Here is a 20,460-nt window from a genome sequence, read left to right on the forward strand (position 1 = left end):
AAGGAGGTGCATAAAGAATGTCAGTTATTAATGAAGCCAGCTATGAAAACTCAATTATAGAATTATTCGAGAATATGGGTTACACATATGCCTATGGCCCAGAAGTGAATACAGACCACCATAATCCTTTAAGGGCTGATGAACTTCGTAGCTCAATTGAAAGTATTAATCCCAAACTGCCATCGGTTGCTATTGATGAGGCGATACTAAAGCTTACATCCTACGAGGCCGGTTCATTGGTGTCAAAAAACGCTGTGTTCATGGACTACTTGCAGAATGGCATCGAGGTTTCTTATCATCTAAATGGTGAAAGCATAAGTGCATTGGTGTATCTTGTTGACTTTAATAACGTGAATACAAATAGCTTTGTGGTTGCCAATCAATGGACCTTTGAGGAATATGAAACTAAGCGACCGGATATGGTTATCTTTCTAAATGGTATGCCGGTAGTTGTGATGGAACTTAAATCACCTAAAACTGATTCTGTAACAATCGAGGATGCTTATTTACAGATTAGAAACTACATGAAGTCTATCGAGAGTTTCTTTATCTACAACGCATTCTGCGTAATCAGTGATCAATCTCAGACAAGAGCTGGTACAATTACTGCTAGTCTTGACCGTTTTATGGAATGGAAAACGGTTGATGGAGATTATGAAGAAACGCGATATGCTGATTTCACAACTTTGATGAAAGGTATGTTTTCAAAGACTCGCTTCTTGGATATACTTCACAACTTCATTTGTTTTTCAAAAGAAGCAGGTGGAGATGCAAAAATTCTGGCGGCCTATCATCAGTATTTTGCAGTCAAGAAAGCTGTAGAATCTACCGCAAAAGCAAGTGCAGATGGTGGAGATGGACGAGGCGGTGTGTTCTGGCATACACAAGGCAGCGGAAAGTCACTGTCGATGGTGTTCTATGCCAAGTTGCTACAAACTGCTTTGAACAGCCCGACCATCGTGGTTATTACAGATAGAAATGACTTAGATGACCAGTTGTTTTCACAGTTCTCCAAGTGTAAGGATTTTTTGAGACAGACTCCGGTTCAGGCCGAAAAAAGAAAGCTCTCAGAGGATGAAATCAAAAACGGCTCCAAGGCAATCGGATTGAAGGATTGGCTGGATGGTCGTGAGGCAAATGGAATCATCTTTACTACCATGCAGAAGTTTGAGGAATCAGATGATGCATTGAATGCAAGAAGAAATATTGTGGTAATGGCTGATGAGGCCCACCGAAGCCAGTATGGATTTGAGGAAAAGGTTAATGCTAAAACTGGTAAGATTACAATCGGTAATGCAAGAAGAGTACGAGATGCACTTCCAAATGCTACATATATTGGATTTACTGGAACACCGATCGAATTAGAAGATAGAAATACGCTTGAGGTGTTTGGTAACTATATTGACGTTTATGATATGACCCAGGCCGTTGCGGATGGAGCGACCAGACCTATTTACTATGAAAGCCGAGTAATAAAGCTTGGACTTGATCCAAATACATTGCAGAATATTGATGCTCTTTATGAAAGTCTTAAGGGCCGTGCCAATGAAGTGGATATCGAAAAGAGCAAGCATGACCTGGCAAAGATGGACGGAGTGCTTGGAGCCCCAACGGTTGTGGATTCTCTTTGTGACGATATTATTAATCACTATGAAACTTACCGACAGTATGAACAAACGGGAAAAGCAATGATTGTAGCTTATTCTCGTCCAATGGCTATCAAGATTTATGACAAGATGCTGAAGATGCGTCCAGAATGGAAAAACAAAGTAAAGATAGTCATGACTGGCGGCAATCAGGACCCAGAAGAATGGAAATCTTTGACTGGTAATAAAGCCTATCGTGAAGGCTTGGCTCGTGAGTTTAAGGATAACAATAGCGAATTCAAAATTGCCATTGTCATTGACATGTGGCTAACCGGATTTGATGTTCCTTCTATGTCTACAATGTATATCTTTAAGCCTATGAAGGGACATAACCTTATGCAGGCAATTGCTCGTGTAAACCGAGTATTCAAGGATAAAGAGGGCGGCTTGATTGTTGATTACATAGGCATAGCATCTGCACTGAAAGCAGCTATGAAACAGTACACGGATCAGGACCGCAAGAACTATGGCAATATGGATATCGGGGAAACTGCTTATAAGAAGTTCCAGGAAAAATTGCTCGTGTGCCATGACTTGATGTATGGATTTGATTATTCAGAGTTTATGACGACTGAAAGTGATTTGAAGAGAGCATCTTTAATCACCGGTGGTGTTAACTTCTTATCAGATCCTAAGATGGAAAGTACAAAGGAGGACTTCATCACTGAAGCGTACCTGATGCGTCAATCGTTCTCTCTTTGTAAGAGTATTGCAACAGCAGAAGAAAGACGTGAAGAGGCTTATCTGGAAACAGTACGTTCTGTTTTAGTTAAGATTGAAAGACCGGGCCCTCTATCACTGAAGGATATCAATGCTCAGATTAACGAACTGCTAAAGCAGAGCGTTCAAAGTGGCGGTGTTGTGAATCTGTTTACAGATGTGGATAAAGAGTTCAACCTATTCAATACCGCTTTCATGCAAGAAATTGCTAAAATGCCTGAGAAGAATCTGTCCATTGAACTTTTGAAAAAGCTGATTGCAGAACAGGTTCGACTTTACAAACGAACAAACGTAGTGAAGTCACAGCAGTTCTCAGAAATGCTGGATAGAATTGTAAAGTCCTACCTTAACGGTATGCTGACTAATGAGGAAGTCATCGGTGAGTTGATGAAGATGGCTCAGGATATGGCAGCAGCTCATGCTAGTGGAAATGCAATGGGTCTCTCGGATGAGGAGATTGCATTCTATGATGCGCTGACAAGGCCTGAGGCTGTAAAGGACTTTTATTCCAACGACCAGCTGATTGCAATAACGAGAGAGCTTACCGAACAACTCAGACGTTCACGCACTGTTGACTGGGAAAAGAAAGAATCTGCCAGAGCAGGCATGAGACGAATGATTAAACGGCTTCTTAAAAAATATGATTATCCACCAGAGGGAATGGAGGATGCTTTACAAACAGTAATCAGCCAGTGCGAGATGTGGACGGATAATGTAAATTGAAATTGTATATGATACAATACTTTAAGCTGAAGGTGAAATAATGAGTTTAAGCGTGAAAAAAGATGCGCATGTCATTGATATGGAAACAAGGTCCAAGATTTCTATGAGATATAAAAGAATCACAAAAGCTATAGATTCCCATAGTATACCTCCTGGAATAAAGAAGCTTCGTCAAACGTCTCTGATTGACGAACAAGGGATTCTGCAAGAAAACGTTTTACTAAATAGCCCCTCATATGCAGCATCGTTTGTTATTGGTGGTCATGTCAATGGTCAGATTGAATGGAAGAACAACGATGGTAAAAGTCTAAAAGAAATTGAGTGATAGGATTAGGAGAATGCTTTATGGCAGATGTATATAAATTTAAAGTAAAGCTACGAGAATTAGAAAATGTTATATGGCGTGACATTGAAATCACTTCTGTTTCCAGTGTTGCCAAGCTTGGATATGCAATATTGGCATCATTTGAAAGTACAGCAAGTCATTTATTTAATATACGATTTGCTGGCAAACGTTATGAAATCGTATTTGAAGATAATGTTTTTTTGATGAGCCAGTTGTCGATCCAATAAGGACTAAGCTCTCCACTTTAAAACTTAGTATTGGAGATAAGTTAAGTATGGAATACGACTATGGTGCAGGTTGGGGATTTGAGATAGAATTGTTATCAATGTCTGAAATGAAGCGTGGAGCAGGAACACATTATCCTTATGTTACTGACGGAAACGGTAGAGGAATCATTGAGGATATCTCGCCGTATGAACTTGCTGAAATAGTCACAAAAACAGATATGAACGGCATATTGCCGCAGATTATGGATATGTATGCTAATCGGGAGATATCATGGGATTACCGGAAACTTGACTTAAAATACTGCAATGCCTTTTTAAAAAATGATGTTTGGAAAATCCAAAATGCTTATGAGGTATGCGAATAAAAGTAATGCAGTTAGGTAAAGGCGGAGAGTCGTATGGACAATCACGGCGAAATGTTGATTTATCAGACATAAGATGGTCTGACCAAAATAGATGTATCATTTGAAAACGATACTGTGTGGCTTTCAAAAAATCAGATGGTCGAACTGTTTCAAAGAGACAGAAGCGTTATTTCAAAACATATAAAAATGTTTTTGAAGAAGGCGAATTAGTATAAGAAAGCAACGTGCAAAATTTGAACGTTGCTAATTCTGACAAGCCTGTTGATTTTTATAGCCTTGATGTTATCATTTCCGTTGGCTATCGTGTGAAATCACAGCGTGGTGGCGGATACTTCAAGGAGCTGCTGGAAAGAATCCGTGACATTCGTGCATCAGAGAAAGTATCCTATCATCAGGTGCTGGAAATCTATGCGACCAGCATTGATTACAATCCCAAAGCAGAGGTTATCGCAGAAAATGACTTCATGGGACTGATGACATTTTCCGGCGACCAGCCGACCTTGCGAGAAGCGAAAGTTGCGAAAAACTATCTGGATGAGAAAGAACTGCGAGCGATGGGACAGCTCGTATCCCCGGATGCCTTGGTTTGGCAGAGAGACAGGCTGAGCGTGAAATCAAGATGACCATGGAGGATTGGTCGAAGCATCTGGATGGAATTTTAACATCTACCGGTGAAAATCTTCTGATTGGAAACGGCACGATTAGTCACAATCAGTCTATGGATAAAGTGCAGACAGAATACAAGAAATACAAAGCAAAAACACTTAGCAGTGTAGAGCAAGACTATCTTGATAGCATAAAACAGCTGGAGAAAAAGGCAAGTGGTAGAAGATAAAGAAGGTGATTTTTAGTGGTTGAAAAAAATAACAAGCTTCAAATCCGTAATAGTACTGTGGATTTCCTTGTGTTCACTATGGATGCGAAGGAAGACGGAATAGAAGTACGTGTACAGGATAATGATGTGTGGCTGACCCAAAAAGCAATTGGACAGCTTTTTAATGTGGATAGAAGTGTTGCAACAAAGCATTTAAAAAATATTTTTGACAGTGGGGAACTTGACGAAAATACAACTTGTGCAAATTTTGCACAAGTTGCTGATAACGGCAAGACCTATCAATATAAATTCTATGCCCTGTCTGCGATTATTGCAGTAGGCTACCGTATTAATTCCGGTAGAGCTACGCAGTTTAGACAATGGGCAACGAAGGTGCTGGACACCTTTGCGAAACAGGGGTATGTACTGGATAAAAGCAGGCTTATCAATGGGCAAATATTTGATGAAGATTACTTCGACCATTTAGTTTCTGAAATACAGGAAATCCGAGCCAGTGAGCGTCGCTTCTATCAGAAGATTACGGACATCTATGCTACTGCAGTCGATTATTCATTAGATAGCCAAACCACAAAGAATTTTTTCGCAACAGTACAGAATAAGATGCATTATGCTGTACACGGCAATACGGCTGCTGAGTTAATTGTGACAAGGGCAGACCACACGAAAGAGCATATGGGGCTTACCACGTGGCGAAATGCACCTGATGGCAAGATTGTAAAAGCGGATGTGTCCATAGCTAAAAATTATCTGGCGGTTAATGAAATGGCGGAGTTGAATGAAATCGTTACTATGTATCTAGACTATGCCACCAGGCAAGCCCGAAGACATATACCGATGACAATGATTGACTGGTCATCAAAATTAGATGCATTTTTGCAGTTCAATGATGCTGAAATATTGCAAGACAAAGGCAAGGTAACGGCAGCAATTGCGAAATCCTTTGCTGAAAGTGAATTTGAACAATACAGAGTGATTCAGGATGGTCTGTATCAGAGCGACTTTGACCGTCTTATCGCAAACCTGGAAAAAGAATAATGTAACGATTACGGTAAGCATATTCCCAGCCTAAAATCGGGGTTAGCTGTCCATTCAACCAGCTCGAGACGTTAGCCGTGGACATGTTTTTACAAACGGAAAAAGGAAAATCCTTGTATGGGCGATGAAGCCAGCAATATAGCGGCTTTTGGTCGGTGCATAATATTCTCAGCAGGGTGGAGTAGAAATGTTCCCTAAGACATTGACGGCTGTAGACATGTCTCCTTGGACAGACTTTTGCAAGCGCATAGAAATAGACGTCTCGAGCCACGTCGAGGCTGTAGCGTTGATACAACGCCGTACTATGTAGAAATCCTTAATTTCCGCTACTTCTACCGCCATTGCATCTTTGTAAAAAAGGATGGTTTTGAGCGCAAAAAGGTAGTTAAGGACTACATCAATGTCTCGGTAGTTATCAACCTAGTATGAGTAGACACAAGAAATTGCTTATTTCGTCAGTCAAGAGAATTTGATTCTACAATAAAATAATGAGTTTATTATTAGACGTTCAATATTCGTATTGGGCGTCTTTTTTATTTGCCAAAGGAGGAAACAGAAATGTTAAGGAAAGGCATGATTGAACGATTTAGAAAGGCTGCTCCAATAATCAGGGAGTTGGTTGATGACTTGGCATGGATTCAGAATGAATTCAATCCAGAGAATGCAACAGAAGAAGAACGTACCTATGTGAAGCATTTACTGAGCTTGGGCAGCAATTGCTTTGATGAAAGCGACTGGCGTTTTAAACGGATGTTTGCAGCCATAGGAAGGAAAGGACGCTTAATCAGGAATTCAGTTGGTAGATTTGAAATGGAAGGCACAGATATTGAATTCACGTGTGGAAGTGGCTGTGAGGTTTATGCACCGTATTTCTCAGATGAAGAAGAATGGATGACCTGGCTTCCGACGTCCATTGAATATAGTGGAGATTATTATTTTACGGCACGTCCGGATATGAAGCTGGAGGGTGCCTTAGTAAGGATCAAAGGTTGATGAAAAATTGGGTATGAAAAAAGCACTATCAGTTAGCCGCTGATAGTGCTTGACGTGAAAATTTGCTACAAACAAAATTCTTTCCTTAAAATTTATTATAGCAGATTTTCGCTTGATTTGTATAGAAAAGTTAAGCGAAAGGACTTGAAAATTTATGAAAACATTTTCGTTCATCAATAAAAAAGGCGGCGTTGGCAAAACAACGATTACTGTTAATATGGCATATGCCATTGCAGAAAGCTGTGATTTAAGAGTATTGGTCATAGACAATGACGATCAGGGGAATGATTCACAGTTCTTTGATGCAGATCCAGAAAAATCATTAGCAGATATCCTGCTAGGTAAGGCAGAGATTCAGGATGTTATCCAGCCTACGCGCTATTCGAACATTGACATTGTTGCCAGCGGTGCTGCTTTACTAGATGCCAATGTGGCCGTCATAAAAGATGAGGAGATTGTGCAACAGACTATTTTAAAAGAATCCTTGGAAAAGGTTGCTGCAAATTATGATGTATGTCTTATCGATAATCCTCCGACAATTAATGCCTCCGTTATCAATGCCTTGGTAGCCAGTGATGAAGTCATTATTGTGACAACACCGGATATTTATGGCATTCGCGGCGTTTCACAGATGACTGACTATATAGAAGCAATTAAGGAATATAATCCTAAACTGCGGTTTCGTGGTTGCCTTCTCAACAAATTCTCCTCTACTCCGCATGGGTTCCGTTGTATTGAGCTATTAGGGAGTCAATTTCCCTTATTTAAAACGAGAATTCGGTACACAAAAGATAAGCTGGAAGCATCAGCAGAAGAAAGAAAATCTATTTTCGAGTATTCACCTAATTGTGGTTTTGCACGGGATCTTGTGCAATTTTTTAAAGAACTTTTAGCGGGGGAATGAAACATGAAAAAACAGTCAGTAAGCTTAATTGCAAAGCTTTTAAATAAAAATTCTCAGCCAGGACAGGGCAGCAGTAATGACCTTAAGACTACAGAAGAAATCATTATGAGAGACGTTCATGAATTGGTGCCAAATCCTAAGAATGAAAAGTACAGTTTAGATAATATTGAAGAACTGGCGATGATGATCCAGCTTACTCATAATATCGAGCCAATTATTTTAAAGACGATGGAGGATGGCCGATTGATGATTACCAGCGGCCATCGTCGCCGCTTGGCACAGCTTTATCGCTTAGAAAATGGAATGACGGATATCCCTATGGTTCCGACCATTACACGGGAAATTATCAATGATTTTGAGGATGCCATAACAGATGATGAAATGGAAACGTTGAATATCGTGTTTCCGAATAAAGGGCAGCGCAGAAATCTGACACCTTCGCAGGAAACGGATGAAATTGCATTGATTAAGCCCATTATCAAGAAACTTTATGATTATCAGAAAGCGGCTGGAAATATTGATGGTAAGTTTCGGCCTTATTTTGCCAATATTCTTGGCATTTCGGAGACTTCCTTGCAGCGTAAAGAAGCGATTCGGAAGGTTTCAGAGGAAGTTAAGGTGGAGATTGATTCAGGAAATATTACAGCCACGGCTGCAGCAGAACTCGCAAGCATGGATAAAGAAGAACAAAATTTAGTAATTGAGGCAATTAAGGATCGGGGCGAAGAAGTTACGGTACAGGCGGTAAAAGAGGAAAAGAAAAAAATCGTTGTGCCTAAAAATGACCCTATTCCTGTTGTAAAAGAGAGTCCGACAGAATGTGAATTAGAGGATGAGGGTCAGACAAAATTGTTCGACCAAACGCGAAAAAATAATACAGATAAAAATATAAGCAATGACGGTGTTAATTCTACTGATGAGGTTGTACCACCTGTGCAAAAGCAAGAAGCGACAGATCAAGATACTGCCGCGAAAATGTGGTTTCAGAAAGAAATCGTTGAAAAATTAAAAGACGCTGAGCAACGGCTTTCCGTAGAAACTGCTGATAAAACAGAAAAAGAGTGTCAGGAGTGGCAGGCACGTGTCAAGGTTATAAAAGATGTCTTGGCTTATTTAGATGAATCTCATTGCCAGGAACGATGCAAAGAATGTTGTGATGATTGTGATCGGCCCTGTGAGCATTCGAAAAACTTTCAAGTCGCAAATACCATGAATAATTAATGATCTGCAGTTGGGAGAGAGAAGAAAATGAGTAAATTATTGATCAATGAGGTTCCTTTGATGTGCCTGCCCAGCCTTGCAGTAAAAATCGGCTTGAATGAAGCGCTTTTTATACAGCAACTGCATTATTGGGTGGACCGCAGTAAAAATATTATCGATGGTCGGCAATGGGTGTATAACACCATGGCGGACTGGTTAAAGCAATTTCCGTTTTGGTCGCAGAAGACCTTATCGCGGACGATTTCCAACTTAGAAAAGCAAAAACTGGTTATTTCCGGCAACTACAATCAAAAAGGCTATGATCGCACAAAGTGGTACACGATTGATTATCTTGAGTTGGAACGGCTAGAAAAGGAGGCGCCGGAAACGGAAAATCATGAAGAGTCAGAGCCAGATGTATCAGGAGAAAATGATGCTGCCGTTAGTGACCAGTCCATAGGGACAAAATGTCCACATGAGGAAAATCGAGGGCTCACGGATACTGTGGGAGATGCTTCCGTTGGTGACCAATCCATAGGGACAAATTGTCCTTATGAGGTAATTCAAGGCTTGCCGGGTCCTTTGGCGGAGAATACCCAAAATGACCGTTTCATAGGGACAAGTTGTCCAAATCCATCCGGTCATTTTGTCCCTATGGAATCGGACAATCTGTCCTCACCAATACCAGAGAATAACAACAGAGAATTCTCAGAAAAAACAACAACAAACAGGAATGAGGAAACTGTTGTTGGAGATATGGTTAACATAAAAGATTCACTGGAACGCTTGCTTTTTGTAATGCCAAGCTATGGTATTACGCTTGCTACCGCAAAGAAATTTATTGCTGAATACGGTCTTGAGGCAGTTGAACAGCAATGGGAACTTTTGAAAAAGGCATTGCAAAAAGGGAAGATAAATAATCCTGCAGGTTGGCTGCATATGGCGTTGCGGGAAGGATATGTTGATGCTCCAGCTGCGTTTAAACAGCTTCAGGAGGAAAAGAAAGCTGCTATGCGAGAAAAAATGGCGGAGATAGAACGGCAACAAATAGCTGCTCTGGAACGAGAAGCAGAAGAGGAAGCCAATCAATTTGAAATTCCTGGAAATAGTCCATTTCACGCTTTTCTTGCAAAATATAAAAAAGAGCAGGATGAAAAGAGTCCGGTGTGAATGTCTGGAAGTTAAGGTGTCCATTATGGACACCTTGACTGACTGTAGGCAAATTTAATCTTGGGGTAGGTGGGGCGCATTGTCGTATAAAAACGACCGATTTTGCCCCTGCTTCTTAGGATACGTCGATTCGTTTGGGGGTCCATAATGGACACCCGATTCGGCTTGTAATAATTTTTTATGGGGAAAATCAATGTGCTGGTCAAGGATGTGGTTTGAATGAGGGTGGAGTTTATTGAAAATGGGAGAAGAATTATATCGACCAATCGCGGTGTATTCAAGGATAATGAGCTCATTTGGTATGATAATGCCTATGTTTTGAGTTTGAAATTTGATGAGGAAAAGGTCGAAATTGTGATAAAAAAGATACCAAAAGCAGGAGGTGAAGTGCGATGAAGGCGGAAAAACCGATGGAAGATTACGGAATGGAACTAAATGAACAAGTGCTGACTGAGGAAGAGCAAGAGGAATTGGCGCAGGAATCCGATGAGGAAAACGCAAAACGTTAGGGGGTGAGGTTATGGCGTTACCAGAGCATGTGCAAGAGCAACGGAATGCTCTTGTGGAAAAAGTAATAAAAGATATTGAGGCAGGAAAGCCATTCTTTTGGGATTCTGAACACTTTGGCAAACCAGCGCATAATATGGCCCTTGGTTCATCCTATCGAGGACTCAATCGCATGCGCCTGATGATTGCAGCGGAGGACAAAGGTTATACAGATAGTCGCTGGTGCACGTATAAACAGGCGCAGGATAAAGGCTGGCAGGTCAAAAAAAGCGAAAAAGGGACACATATTGAATTTTGGTCGAAATCGGTCACGGTCAAAGAAGTAAATCAAGAAACCGGTGAAGAAGAGAAAAAATTGAAAGATTTAGATTGTCCCATAGTTAAATACTATACGGTATTCAATGCACAGCAAATGGAAGGGGTTCCTCCAGAATATTCTGTGATCATTGATGAGAATGAGAAGAATAAATACATGGAAAATATGCTGAAAAACAGTGAGGCAAAAATTTTTTTTGATCAGAGCAATCGGAATTTTTATAGCCCTACTACAGATGAAATCCATGTATTGCCGCGAGAAAAATTTAAGACACTGGATGGCTTTTATGCGACTTGTGCACATGAAATTGCCCATAGTACCGGACATCCTACCCGGATGAACCGGGCTATGCTCAATTTTGAAAAAAGCGAATATGCCAAAGAAGAACTGCGGGCCGAGCTTGCCTCCACGTTTTTGCAGCAGCAATATGGGATTAAATTTGATGAAAAGCATTATGAGAATCATGCCGCATACCTGCAGTCTTGGGCAAAGGTTTTAAAAGATGATCCCAATGAATTGTATCGGGCAGCTTCTAAGGCACAAGAAATGGCCGATTACATTGAGAAGAACATGCTTTTGAAAGGACTTGAACAAGTAGCGCCAAAAGCGATGGAAAATGGCAAGGAAGTACTGCTTAGTAAAGAGGTCAAGGAACCGACAAAAGTATCGCCGTTTCAGGAGATTGCGGATCGGGCAATGGAGAAGAAAAAACGGCAGCAACGTAAGCAAAAATTGCAAGTTTCGATAAAGGATAAGCCAAAACAGGCCGAGCTGGCACGATGATGCAAAGGGGTCCATAATGGACGCCTTTTTAACTTGAAGGGAGAAAAGAGTTACGGGAAAAGTGTACAAGTTACAATAATAGATAAATCCCCGGAAAGCATGTGTTGTGATATTGATAAAGCTGCAGAGGATTTGTATGAAAAGATGGATCAGTTTTTAAAGGTAGAACAGGAATATATACTATCGCCGGAAACTTGGTTGGAATATGAGCCGAAACATGAAGCTATCAAGGAGAGTTTGCAGAATTTACAAGCCGTACAGGCGAATGATAATATTTGTTGTTTGAATTCCTTAGTATATTCTCGTCTTGTTCGTTTCTTCAGTTGGCCGCTCCTTTTGTTTTCTTATTATTTTAGAGCAGCTCATCAAGAAAACTGTCTATTTTATATTGTAGCCTATCCAGGAGCCTTGGGAGAGCTTACTTGAATTTCATAATGAAATAAAAATTTTAATATTTGAAAATCTGAGGAAACAGCGGTTTTATCTTGAATAACAATGACACACGCCCTTTTAACTGTGGATATATATTATAATTTTATGAACAACATTATAATATATATAAATCTTAAATACATATTAATCATTCAATTAATGTTATTCTATCGGTAGGATTCAAGACGTGAAAGCTATATGGACTATTGATGTTAGCAAAATTTAACTCTGATAAAAGAGGCTTTATGAAGTGGACTTTTTACTTTATAAAGCCTTTTTTAATTTTTAATGTCATAAATCAAAAAATATTATAATAGAAAATAACAGTTTTTTTTGACTGAATTTTCAGTATAGAGAGTATTAATGTTGTGAATTGACAGAAAAAGGTATAAAATCGAGGTAATAGTATCATTTAATGTGCATAGATAAAAATTACTACTTAATTAATTAAATAAATAATATCAATGTTCGAGGATGGAATATAATGACGGTAAATATTAAAGTTTTAAGAGCGCTTTATGGAGATTGTATAATTGTTTCTTATGGAGTAGAAAAAGATAAATATATTCTAATTGATGGAGGGATAGGTAAAGAGTGCTATAGAAGCTTAAAATTATTTATGGATAATCTTAAAGAAAATATTAGATTATTAATTTTGACACATATTGATTCAGATCATATAGATGGAATATTAAAACTGTTTTCGGAAGAATACTTTGATTTTTCTAAAATTGATCAAATGTGGTTTAATTATGGGGAATTCTTAAATAAAGCATTAGCTATAGAACGAAATAAAGAAAAAAAAGATATTTTACTTCAAAATGTAGGAACAAAAATAAGTTGGAGCCAAGGAAAAAGTCTTGAACTTATTTTAAAACAAGCAGGATTTCAATATGAAAAGATTATTAAAATGTACGATGAATTTAATATTGACGGCGCTCAAATAACAATACTTTCACCAAGTTTAGAAGCATTAAGAGCATTTAATGAACAATGGACTATCGAAGGTGAACGAGAAACAAAAATATCAAAGAGCTCAGATTATGATAAGACTATTGAAGAGTTAATGACGCTAGAATTTTGTGAGAAAATATCTTTAGAGAATAAAAGCAGTTTAGCATTTATTTTCCAATACAACAAGATCACAGCGTTATTTTTAGGAGATGCATCGGCGACAGAAATTAAACGATCGTTATCGAATTTAGGATATTCTGAAGCAAACCCGATAAAGGTCGACATATGTAAGATATCGCATCATGCTAGTAAGTATAGTACAAGTGATAGTTTAATAAAGATGCTAGAATGTAAAAATTATATTATAAGTACTAATCTTACAAGCTCTGGCAGGCCAACTAAAGAATGTTTAAGTAGGATTATATGTAATTCAAAAAGTCCAGTTAATTTTTACTGCAATTATGAAATAGATTTTAGTAAAATTTTTTCTGAAAGAGAATTTGAAAAATATAGAATGAATTTTATAACAATCGGTAAAGAAGGAATTGATTTGGAGGACTTGTAATGGAAGATAAATTTTATGATCAAGTTGTAGTTAAAATAAAATATAACGGTGAAATCGGATCAGGTGTATTAATACCGACAGAAAGCAAGCGTTGTTTATATTTGATAACTGCGTGGCATTGTATAAAACAAGAAGAATCACCGGATTTAAAATTAATTGAAGTATATAAACAAAATAATAGCAACTTAGAAAAAATTCCTGTTTTAGCTTTAGAAATATTAATTCTTAATGAAAAGGATTTAGCTATCATAAAATTGGAATATATTTTGGACAGTTTATTGTTTGGGATTAGTTCAATATCTGTAGGTGATGAAGTCTTTATTGTAGGTTTTCCAAAAGGAATGGAAGATGCTAGTATACCTAGATATCCATTGAGCGCAAAAATAGTAAGTCTGCCTGGAGATAATAATATACAACTGAATAGCCTTCGATCAACAAGTTCATATTCACAAAATTCAAAGGAAATTATGTCAGGATTTTCTGGGAGTGGTATTTTTAAAGTCATAAACAATGAAGTTTTTTTATGCGGAATTATTACAGATCTAGCTTCAACTGATGGTGCATTTGATGCTGTAAGCGGTGTATCAGGAGAGTGTATTCAGAACGAATTGCTAAAACAACAGTGGGAGCAATTGTGTGATATAAAAGTATCTAGCTTTAATGTTTTTAAAGATAGTGTTATCGGTATATTTGAAGAACCCATGAACAGAATTTGTTCTGTTCAAATGCCTAATATAAAAGCGAATGTTAGACCTTATGAAATTAAAAATCGTTGTGGCAAGAAATTGGTATGGCCATATTCTGAAAACAATCTTCAATGTAAAGAAATTTGGGAAGGTTGGCTTTTATATTTGATTTTTAGATCAATAGAGAATCAAGAAAATTTAAAAAATGAAAATTACTATATTGTTAATAATGAAAATGGGAATAGAAGAGTAAAATTAATTTATGTCACGAATAAAACTACACTTTCTGAGTTTTTAAAAGATTATTTGCAAAATGCATATAGAGATATTAATGAAGGGGATTTTTTAATTATCAAGACTAATAGGGTACCAGCAACGATGGTTTTGCAATCATCTCAACTTGATAAGGTTGTAATGGATATAAGTAATGCGATATGTGTTAAAGAAGAACTTCGTATAGATGATGTTAAAAGTAATATAAAGAAACTTTCATTAATTCATATAAGAAAAATTGTTGATGAACTTAACCCTATTTTAGAAGAGATTGACGATAAAGTCGATGAAATGTATTTAGAAAAAAGATTGGGGCAAAGAATAGGAGAGATGCTGCATGAGTTTTGAGGCATATAAGCAAGGAGTTGAAGCTCTAAATAATAAAGATAATGAAAATTGGTTAAGCCTAATAACTTGTTGGATAAAAAAAGTGGCTGGATATAATATTTATATTTTTCAAGTTGTTGTTGACAATGAAAGTATGTTAGAAGAATATTATGATTCAATTGCCTCAGCTATAGCTATCGAATTTCAAACTAAGTTAGAACTGGTAATTGAAAGATGGAATATATATTTAATTTTTGAATGTCAAAATCGAATAACAGAGGAATTAAAAGAAAAAATTGAACAAGACAAATATTCATCTAGAAAAATGGTATGGGATTCTTTGAATGAATATGATTTGGGAAATGAAGAGTATTTAGAAAACAGATTATTATATTTACATATAGATGTTAGTAATCGAATACCTAAAGAAAAGATTCCATTATTGGATCAAATTAAAAGTATCGATTTAGATTTATTTTATGCAATTAGAGATATTGATCAAAATGTGGATCAAAAAGTGGCGATTTATTTGGGAGGCAACTCAAATGGGCAAAAAGATTAAAGAGATAACAATTGAGGCTTTTAGAGCTTATGAAAAACTACAAGCATTTGATTTTAGACATAATGAAAGTAAGAACATAGCAGATTTGGTAGTTATATATGCACCAAATGGATATGGGAAGACATCTTTTTTTGACGCTGTAGAATGGGCAATTACTGATGAAATAGGTCGTTTTAAAAGCTCTAATGCAATTAAACAAGAAGTAAGTGCTGAAAAAGGTGATATTTTAAAAAATAGAAACTCAAATCTTTTGCAAGGCATGGTTCGTATAGTAACCGAAAATGATAGTATATTTGAGAAAAAGACTAAAAGACGTATTGGAAATATGAAAAGTGATTATAAACCAGGTGAATTGGAACTTATAGCTCATGAACTAGAAGGAATATTAAAGGAAAAAAATACATTCTGCACAACAAATATGTTAGCACATGATAAAATAACTAGTTTTTTGCAAAACTATACAGCTGAAGATAAAACAAAAGCTTTAGAAATATTTTGGGATACGAATGGATATTCTGACACGTTGAAGATGATAAACAACTTATTTGATGAAATTACTAATAAAGAAAAAACGTTATCAACAGAACTCCAAAAAGAAAATAAAGAACTAAAACAATATAAATATGAATTAAATAAAGAAAATGAAGTAAGACAGCTAATTGATAATTTTAATTCTAAAAACGATCTCCAGATTAATCTAGAAAATTTGACATCTAATATTGAGTGCTCATTAGATAAAGCAACTTCTATTTTAAAAAAAATACAAGAAAATAAATTTAAGAATGAAGAAAAAATCAATAATATTGAATTATTAATTAATAAATTGGATAGAGTACAATTAAGTTCGCAAAAGTAAAAAAAGGAAAAGCCATCGAAACTCCGAAAAAGGTAAGTGTCTAGCAAACCAATAAGGAGTGAAAATCGATGGCCTACCAAAATTCTACCGTATCTTTTGAAAAAATGCTATTGAAATTTATAGCAGATGAAGATCCAATGCAATCCATGCTTAAATGGCTTTGCGAGCGGTTAATGGAAACTGAAGTTGAAAACAAGCTTTGTGCTGAAAAATCAGAGCGAAACAATGAACGTCAAGGATACCGCTCAGGCTATCGCGTTCGCCGCTTTGACACAAGAATGGGAACCATATATCTTATGGTTCCTAAAATCAGAAATGGAGGCTATATTCCGTTTTTTGTGGAAACAAAAAGACGTTCAGAGGCCGCGCTCATGAATGTTATTCAAGAAGCTTATATCAATGGTGTTTCCACACGGAAAATCGATAAATTAACGAAAACACTAGGGATAGAATCCATCTCACGCAGTCAGGTTTCTGCAATCACCAAAGACTTGAATCAACATGTTTTTTGTCAAGTAAAAATCCCTAAAATGAGCGTCATAATTCCCTTTTTTCGTACAGGGAAATTCCCTGTTTTGAGCGGGAGCTTTTAAGTCTATCAAGAAGCTGCTGCCGTTTGCCGCATCAATGCATGTTCCATTCGGTAGCTACGCCCCTCAAATAGCAGCAAGTGCCCATGGTGCACAAGTCGGTCAATCATTGCCGCAGCCATCTGGTCATCTGTAAAGATGCTTCCCCATTTCGAAAATTCCAGGTTCGTCGTCAGAATCAGGCTCTTGCTCTCGTAACTGTCAGAGATCACTCGAAACAATAGCTGCGACCCTTCTTTGTCTACGGGAACGTAGCCCCATTCATCAAGGATCAGCAGATCCAATGACTGCAGCTCGCGCACCAGTCGTTCCAACGTTCCGTTTTTCCTCGCTTCTGCTAGTTTCAGTACTAGCTGGGTCACCGTGTAGAATTTCGTCTTGTAGCCAAGCTCACAAGCTTTTATCCCGGCGGCGGTAGCTAAATGCGTTTTTCCAATCCCTACCGGGCCATACAGCACTAGGTTTGTTTTCTCGGCAACAAAGCGGCAGGTTTCCAGCTCTTCCTGGCTGAATGCCGGCGGTAGCTTAACGTTTTGGTAGCTGTAGCCCTCAAAGGTCTTGTAAACGGGGAATCCCGCTCGCTTAATCAAGCGTTGCCGTTTGTTCTGCTCGCGCAGGCGCAGTTCTTCCTGCAATACATACAAGAGGAATTCTGCCTGTTTGGGCGTGCCTTCTTCTTTACAGATCTCGCCGATCCTGTTGGAAAGGAAGAGCTGCCTTGCGGCCTGGGTTACGTCTTCATCAAGCTCCGCACGCATTTTTGGTGTCATCATCGGCCGATCCTCCTTTTAAGAAGAGATCATCGTAGACATACAGCGATGGACCTTGTTCTGGCGGCGTATTGATACCATACCCGGTAATTCTTGCCGCCAGTACAGAAGCATCACAGATATTTACCGATCCGTTCCGAACGGTTAGCTCCATGGCCGAGATGGCGGCTTTTACGCCATACTGCCCAGCCAGTTCCTGCATCATTCTCAGGCAGTTGCGCAAGACTGGCTTCGGCTGGGCGTCGAGGTAATCACGCAAAAGATCCGGCACTTCCTGACGAAAGCCACTGTTGAACCAGGCACCCGCGTTGTTGAGCAAGGTGGCAAGCGTTGTACTGTAGTCAGAGATGTCGCTGCGCTTGTCGCCGTAAACCCGTTGGTGCTCAACGACGACCCGGCCGCCATCGTTAAGAATATCAATCCGGTTGGCACGGATGCCGACGAGAACTTTTTTGTGCGCATTTTCCGGTCGAGTGGAGTAATAGTGTTTTCCTTCGAGGCAAATCTTGCCATAACCATCTGCTTTCAGCCATTCATAACGGCAAACATTAAAGGGTTTTAGCGGCAAGGGCTGCAAGGCGGCTTTATCCGCAGAAAACAGTACCTGGATCTGCTCGCCTTTTTTGTAATGGGGTTCAACGGCTTTAATCTGATGTGCTGCCAGCAGCTGCCGGTTATATGTTTCCCGGTCGTTGAACTTCGGCACGGGAACGAAGAGATTGGCACGGGTATAGCCGACCTTTCGCTCGACATTCCCTTTTTCATAACCTGCTGCCGGATTACAGTAGCGCACGCGGAATTGGCAGTGCGCCCGGAACTGACCGAAAAGCTTGGATTCGTAGATGACATCGCGCACACGATGGCCAACGCCGGTGGCATTATCGAAGATCAATAGAGGTGGCACTCCGCCGATATAGGTGAAGATGTCCTGCAGACCCTGGCAGACACATTCGGCAGTCTCGCCGCCAAACACCTGGGAATATCCGTCATTGCTGTACGGGAAAGATACCGTGAGATATTTCAAGCGGACGGTACGGCCGTTTTCCTCGAAATCCGCTTCTCCAAAATCGACCTGGGCCGTACCGGGTTCCCAGACAAGCTCCAGGCTCGATTTTTCTACGGCATTCTTGCGAAGTGTTTTCACATAGCGCTGGACGACGCTGTAGCTTCCCGGATACTGTTCCTCTTCGGTGAGCCGCTGAAAGATTCGCCTCGCTGTATGGTGCTGTTTGTACCAATGTTTCTTGTCTTGGGCTAGATATTGCTGAATCTTGGGTTTGTAAGGATCCAGGATGGAAGGTTTCTGACTGTGTGCCGGCGGAGCAGGGGAGAAATTATCTTTGTCCAGATATTTGCGAATGGTCTTGTGATCAGCACCAACTTTTTTTGCAATTTCGCTGATACGGTATCCACATTGTCTTAAATCTCTGATATGATTGATTTGGGACATGATGAGCATTTTTCCTTTCCTCCTCTATCTTTTGGTTGTGCTTAAGATAAAGGATATAGAATTGGTGAAGATGATTCAATATGCCCCGCTTTTTTTCGGGAAATCCCCTGTATTATTTTCGGGAATTTTGGTGCTCTTTTTCGGTAATTCCAGTGTACTATAAACACAACAAGTTGACGCGTTTCGAAAACGAAAGCTCGAAGCCACATATCCGGTTCTTTGGGTAGATGCGTTATACGAGCGAATTCGTGATAATCAAAGGGTTCAAAATATGGCTGTATTCGTAGTCACAGGTATTAACTTAGAAGGAAAACGCGATATTTTAGCGGTAGAACCCATGTATGAAGAATCGGCAGCCAGCTACACTAAGGTATTTGAACAACTCAAAGAGCGCGGTTTAGAAAACGTATGGCTTGTCGTATCGGATGGACATAAAGGATTGGTAAAAGCTGCCCGGGAAACCTTCCTTGGCTGCTCTTGGCAACGATGCAAGGTTCATTTCATGCGTAACATATTGGCAAATGTTTCGGTTAAAAGCAAGAAACATTTTGCCGAAAAGCTCAAGCAGATATGGCTGCAGCCAGACTATGAAAGTGCTAAAAAATATGCCACTGCCTTCATGAATGAATATGAACTAAAATATCCCCAAGCCATAAAGGTATTAGAAGATGGTCTGGAAGATTCACTGCAGTTTTTCACCTTTCCAGAAATTGATTCCAGAAAAATATCCTCTACGAATCTGCTGGAACGATTAAATAAAGAAATCCGTCGGAGAACAAAGGTCGTTGGAATTTTCCCGAGCATGGATGCATACGTCCGACTTGTAACCAGTTATCTGATTGAGTACAGCGAAGATTGGTCAAGTGGACGTTCCTATATAAACCCAAAAATCATTACAGATCTTATCGCAACGAAGACCGCTTAATCCGATTCGGAGATTGATGGTTTTTGCGAACATTGCTTGACACTATCATAAATTGCCTGATTACTTATTAAAAAAACAAAAATCGGAAGTAATAAAAACCGAAAAATTAAAGTGCGAAAAAAAGATAATGTTAATATCCAGGATCGATAAATTAAAATCAGAGTGGGAAAAATTGAAAGTTAATAAGCTGCAATTTTGTAAAGTTACCCTGTGTGTTAGCATAGTTGTCAGTGATAGATGAAAGCTTTTGTGTTACTATAGAGAAGTATCACAGAAAGGAGCTCGACACCCATGCAGTAT

Annotated in this window: 20 protein-coding genes and 2 pseudogenes; 20 read left to right on the plus strand and 2 right to left on the minus strand. The window is 38.8% G+C overall.

Annotated features, from left to right (window positions below):
- The first annotated feature begins 17 nt into the window (after positions 1–17).
- The 19 genes and pseudogenes from EDC37_RS09440 to EDC37_RS09520 all read left to right on the plus strand — a co-directional run.
- On the plus strand, positions 18–3,089 hold the full coding sequence (locus EDC37_RS09440; RefSeq protein WP_132550716.1) for a type I restriction endonuclease subunit R: 3,072 nt from the start codon (positions 18–20) through the stop codon (positions 3,087–3,089).
- Between the two features lie 40 nt (positions 3,090–3,129).
- Positions 3,130–3,414 (plus strand): DUF4357 domain-containing protein, encoded by a 285-nt coding sequence (locus tag EDC37_RS09445; protein ID WP_132550718.1) that lies wholly within the window; start codon positions 3,130–3,132, stop codon positions 3,412–3,414.
- Between the two features lie 20 nt (positions 3,415–3,434).
- Positions 3,435–3,662: an IS1096 element passenger TnpR family protein gene (locus EDC37_RS12620; protein ID WP_207900823.1), complete on the plus strand. Its 228-nt coding sequence runs from the start codon at positions 3,435–3,437 to the stop codon at positions 3,660–3,662.
- A 29-nt stretch (positions 3,663–3,691) separates the two neighbouring features.
- A complete protein-coding gene (locus tag EDC37_RS12625) occupies positions 3,692–4,027 on the plus strand; it encodes an IS1096 element passenger TnpR family protein (protein ID WP_279388551.1) in 336 nt (111 codons plus the stop codon).
- A gap of 233 nt (positions 4,028–4,260) precedes the next feature.
- Complete coding sequence (gene rhuM / locus EDC37_RS12425; protein ID WP_207900824.1) at positions 4,261–4,650, plus strand: RhuM family protein; 390 nt, start codon at positions 4,261–4,263, stop codon at positions 4,648–4,650.
- A gap of 2 nt (positions 4,651–4,652) precedes the next feature.
- Positions 4,653–4,862, plus strand: coding sequence for a RhuM family protein (locus EDC37_RS12430; protein WP_243642182.1), 210 nt, complete (start codon positions 4,653–4,655; stop codon positions 4,860–4,862).
- 78 nt (positions 4,863–4,940) lie between these two features.
- Entirely contained in the window at positions 4,941–5,897 is a 957-nt protein-coding gene (locus EDC37_RS09460) for a virulence RhuM family protein (RefSeq protein WP_132550752.1), read from the plus strand.
- Between the two features lie 558 nt (positions 5,898–6,455).
- Positions 6,456–6,890, plus strand: a complete 435-nt coding sequence (locus EDC37_RS09470; protein WP_132550722.1) for a DUF5348 domain-containing protein — start codon at positions 6,456–6,458, stop codon at positions 6,888–6,890.
- A gap of 154 nt (positions 6,891–7,044) precedes the next feature.
- Complete coding sequence (locus EDC37_RS09475; RefSeq protein ID WP_132550724.1) at positions 7,045–7,794, plus strand: ParA family protein; 750 nt, start codon at positions 7,045–7,047, stop codon at positions 7,792–7,794.
- Positions 7,795–7,797: 3 nt separating this feature from the next.
- The gene (locus EDC37_RS09480) at positions 7,798–9,015 is read left to right on the plus strand and encodes a ParB/RepB/Spo0J family partition protein (RefSeq protein WP_132550726.1); all 1,218 of its coding nucleotides are present in this window, start codon (positions 7,798–7,800) and stop codon (positions 9,013–9,015) included.
- 27 nt (positions 9,016–9,042) lie between these two features.
- Positions 9,043–10,164, plus strand: a complete 1,122-nt coding sequence (locus tag EDC37_RS09485; RefSeq protein ID WP_132550728.1) for a hypothetical protein — start codon at positions 9,043–9,045, stop codon at positions 10,162–10,164.
- 219 nt (positions 10,165–10,383) lie between these two features.
- The gene (locus EDC37_RS12300; RefSeq protein WP_165874499.1) at positions 10,384–10,560 is read left to right on the plus strand and encodes a hypothetical protein; all 177 of its coding nucleotides are present in this window, start codon (positions 10,384–10,386) and stop codon (positions 10,558–10,560) included.
- Between the two features lie 124 nt (positions 10,561–10,684).
- Positions 10,685–11,770, plus strand: coding sequence for an ArdC family protein (locus tag EDC37_RS09490; protein WP_132550730.1), 1,086 nt, complete (start codon positions 10,685–10,687; stop codon positions 11,768–11,770).
- Positions 11,771–11,803: 33 nt separating this feature from the next.
- Positions 11,804–12,196, plus strand: a complete 393-nt coding sequence (locus EDC37_RS09495) for a hypothetical protein (RefSeq protein WP_132550732.1) — start codon at positions 11,804–11,806, stop codon at positions 12,194–12,196.
- Between the two features lie 490 nt (positions 12,197–12,686).
- Positions 12,687–13,721: a ComEC/Rec2 family competence protein gene (locus tag EDC37_RS09500; protein ID WP_132550734.1), complete on the plus strand. Its 1,035-nt coding sequence runs from the start codon at positions 12,687–12,689 to the stop codon at positions 13,719–13,721.
- On the plus strand, positions 13,721–15,028 hold the full coding sequence (locus tag EDC37_RS09505; protein ID WP_132550736.1) for an ABC-three component system protein: 1,308 nt from the start codon (positions 13,721–13,723) through the stop codon (positions 15,026–15,028). Before EDC37_RS09500 ends, EDC37_RS09505 begins: the two co-directional genes overlap by 1 nt.
- The gene (locus tag EDC37_RS09510) at positions 15,018–15,569 is read left to right on the plus strand and encodes an ABC-three component system middle component 1 (RefSeq protein WP_132550738.1); all 552 of its coding nucleotides are present in this window, start codon (positions 15,018–15,020) and stop codon (positions 15,567–15,569) included. The genes EDC37_RS09505 and EDC37_RS09510 overlap by 11 nt, the downstream gene beginning before the upstream one ends.
- The gene (locus tag EDC37_RS09515; RefSeq protein ID WP_165874500.1) at positions 15,553–16,425 is read left to right on the plus strand and encodes an ATP-binding protein; all 873 of its coding nucleotides are present in this window, start codon (positions 15,553–15,555) and stop codon (positions 16,423–16,425) included. The genes EDC37_RS09510 and EDC37_RS09515 overlap by 17 nt, the downstream gene beginning before the upstream one ends.
- Positions 16,426–16,493: 68 nt before the next feature.
- A pseudogene (locus EDC37_RS09520) lies at positions 16,494–16,931 on the plus strand (transposase); the annotation flags it as partial.
- A 92-nt stretch (positions 16,932–17,023) separates the two neighbouring features.
- Here EDC37_RS09520 and istB read toward each other — a convergent pair.
- Both istB and istA read right to left on the minus strand, forming a co-directional pair.
- Entirely contained in the window at positions 17,024–17,788 is a 765-nt protein-coding gene (gene istB / locus EDC37_RS09525) for an IS21-like element helper ATPase IstB (protein ID WP_196589873.1), read from the minus strand.
- A complete protein-coding gene (gene istA / locus EDC37_RS09530; protein WP_132550742.1) occupies positions 17,757–19,244 on the minus strand; it encodes an IS21 family transposase in 1,488 nt (495 codons plus the stop codon). The genes istB and istA overlap by 32 nt, the downstream gene beginning before the upstream one ends.
- 157 nt (positions 19,245–19,401) lie before the next feature.
- On the opposite strand from istA, the pseudogene EDC37_RS09535 reads away from it, so the two are divergent.
- Positions 19,402–20,160, plus strand: a pseudogene (locus EDC37_RS09535) (IS256 family transposase); the annotation flags it as partial.
- Positions 20,161–20,460 lie beyond the last annotated feature (300 nt).

Source organism: Pectinatus cerevisiiphilus (assembly GCF_004341685.1).
Classification (GTDB): domain Bacteria; phylum Bacillota; class Negativicutes; order Selenomonadales; family Selenomonadaceae; genus Pectinatus; species Pectinatus cerevisiiphilus.

Excerpts from the sequence above, each read along its gene's own strand:
- EDC37_RS09440 (WP_132550716.1), top strand. The coding sequence starts at position 18 with ATGTCAGTTATTAATGAAGCCAGCTATGAAAACTCAATTATAGAATTA.
- EDC37_RS09445 (WP_132550718.1), top strand. The coding sequence starts at position 3,130 with ATGAGTTTAAGCGTGAAAAAAGATGCGCATGTCATTGATATGGAAACA.
- EDC37_RS12620 (WP_207900823.1), top strand. The coding sequence starts at position 3,435 with ATGGCAGATGTATATAAATTTAAAGTAAAGCTACGAGAATTAGAAAAT.
- EDC37_RS12430 (WP_243642182.1), top strand. The coding sequence starts at position 4,653 with ATGGAGGATTGGTCGAAGCATCTGGATGGAATTTTAACATCTACCGGT.
- EDC37_RS09460 (WP_132550752.1), top strand. The coding sequence starts at position 4,941 with ATGGATGCGAAGGAAGACGGAATAGAAGTACGTGTACAGGATAATGAT.
- EDC37_RS09470 (WP_132550722.1), top strand. The coding sequence starts at position 6,456 with ATGTTAAGGAAAGGCATGATTGAACGATTTAGAAAGGCTGCTCCAATA.
- EDC37_RS09475 (WP_132550724.1), top strand. The coding sequence starts at position 7,045 with ATGAAAACATTTTCGTTCATCAATAAAAAAGGCGGCGTTGGCAAAACA.
- EDC37_RS09480 (WP_132550726.1), top strand. The coding sequence starts at position 7,798 with ATGAAAAAACAGTCAGTAAGCTTAATTGCAAAGCTTTTAAATAAAAAT.
- EDC37_RS09485 (WP_132550728.1), top strand. The coding sequence starts at position 9,043 with ATGAGTAAATTATTGATCAATGAGGTTCCTTTGATGTGCCTGCCCAGC.
- EDC37_RS12300 (WP_165874499.1), top strand. The coding sequence starts at position 10,384 with ATGAGGGTGGAGTTTATTGAAAATGGGAGAAGAATTATATCGACCAAT.
- EDC37_RS09490 (WP_132550730.1), top strand. The coding sequence starts at position 10,685 with ATGGCGTTACCAGAGCATGTGCAAGAGCAACGGAATGCTCTTGTGGAA.
- EDC37_RS09500 (WP_132550734.1), top strand. The coding sequence starts at position 12,687 with ATGACGGTAAATATTAAAGTTTTAAGAGCGCTTTATGGAGATTGTATA.
- EDC37_RS09505 (WP_132550736.1), top strand. The coding sequence starts at position 13,721 with ATGGAAGATAAATTTTATGATCAAGTTGTAGTTAAAATAAAATATAAC.
- EDC37_RS09510 (WP_132550738.1), top strand. The coding sequence starts at position 15,018 with ATGAGTTTTGAGGCATATAAGCAAGGAGTTGAAGCTCTAAATAATAAA.
- EDC37_RS09515 (WP_165874500.1), top strand. The coding sequence starts at position 15,553 with ATGGGCAAAAAGATTAAAGAGATAACAATTGAGGCTTTTAGAGCTTAT.
- istB (WP_196589873.1), bottom strand. The coding sequence starts at position 17,788 with ATGATGACACCAAAAATGCGTGCGGAGCTTGATGAAGACGTAACCCAG.
- istA (WP_132550742.1), bottom strand. The coding sequence starts at position 19,244 with ATGCTCATCATGTCCCAAATCAATCATATCAGAGATTTAAGACAATGT.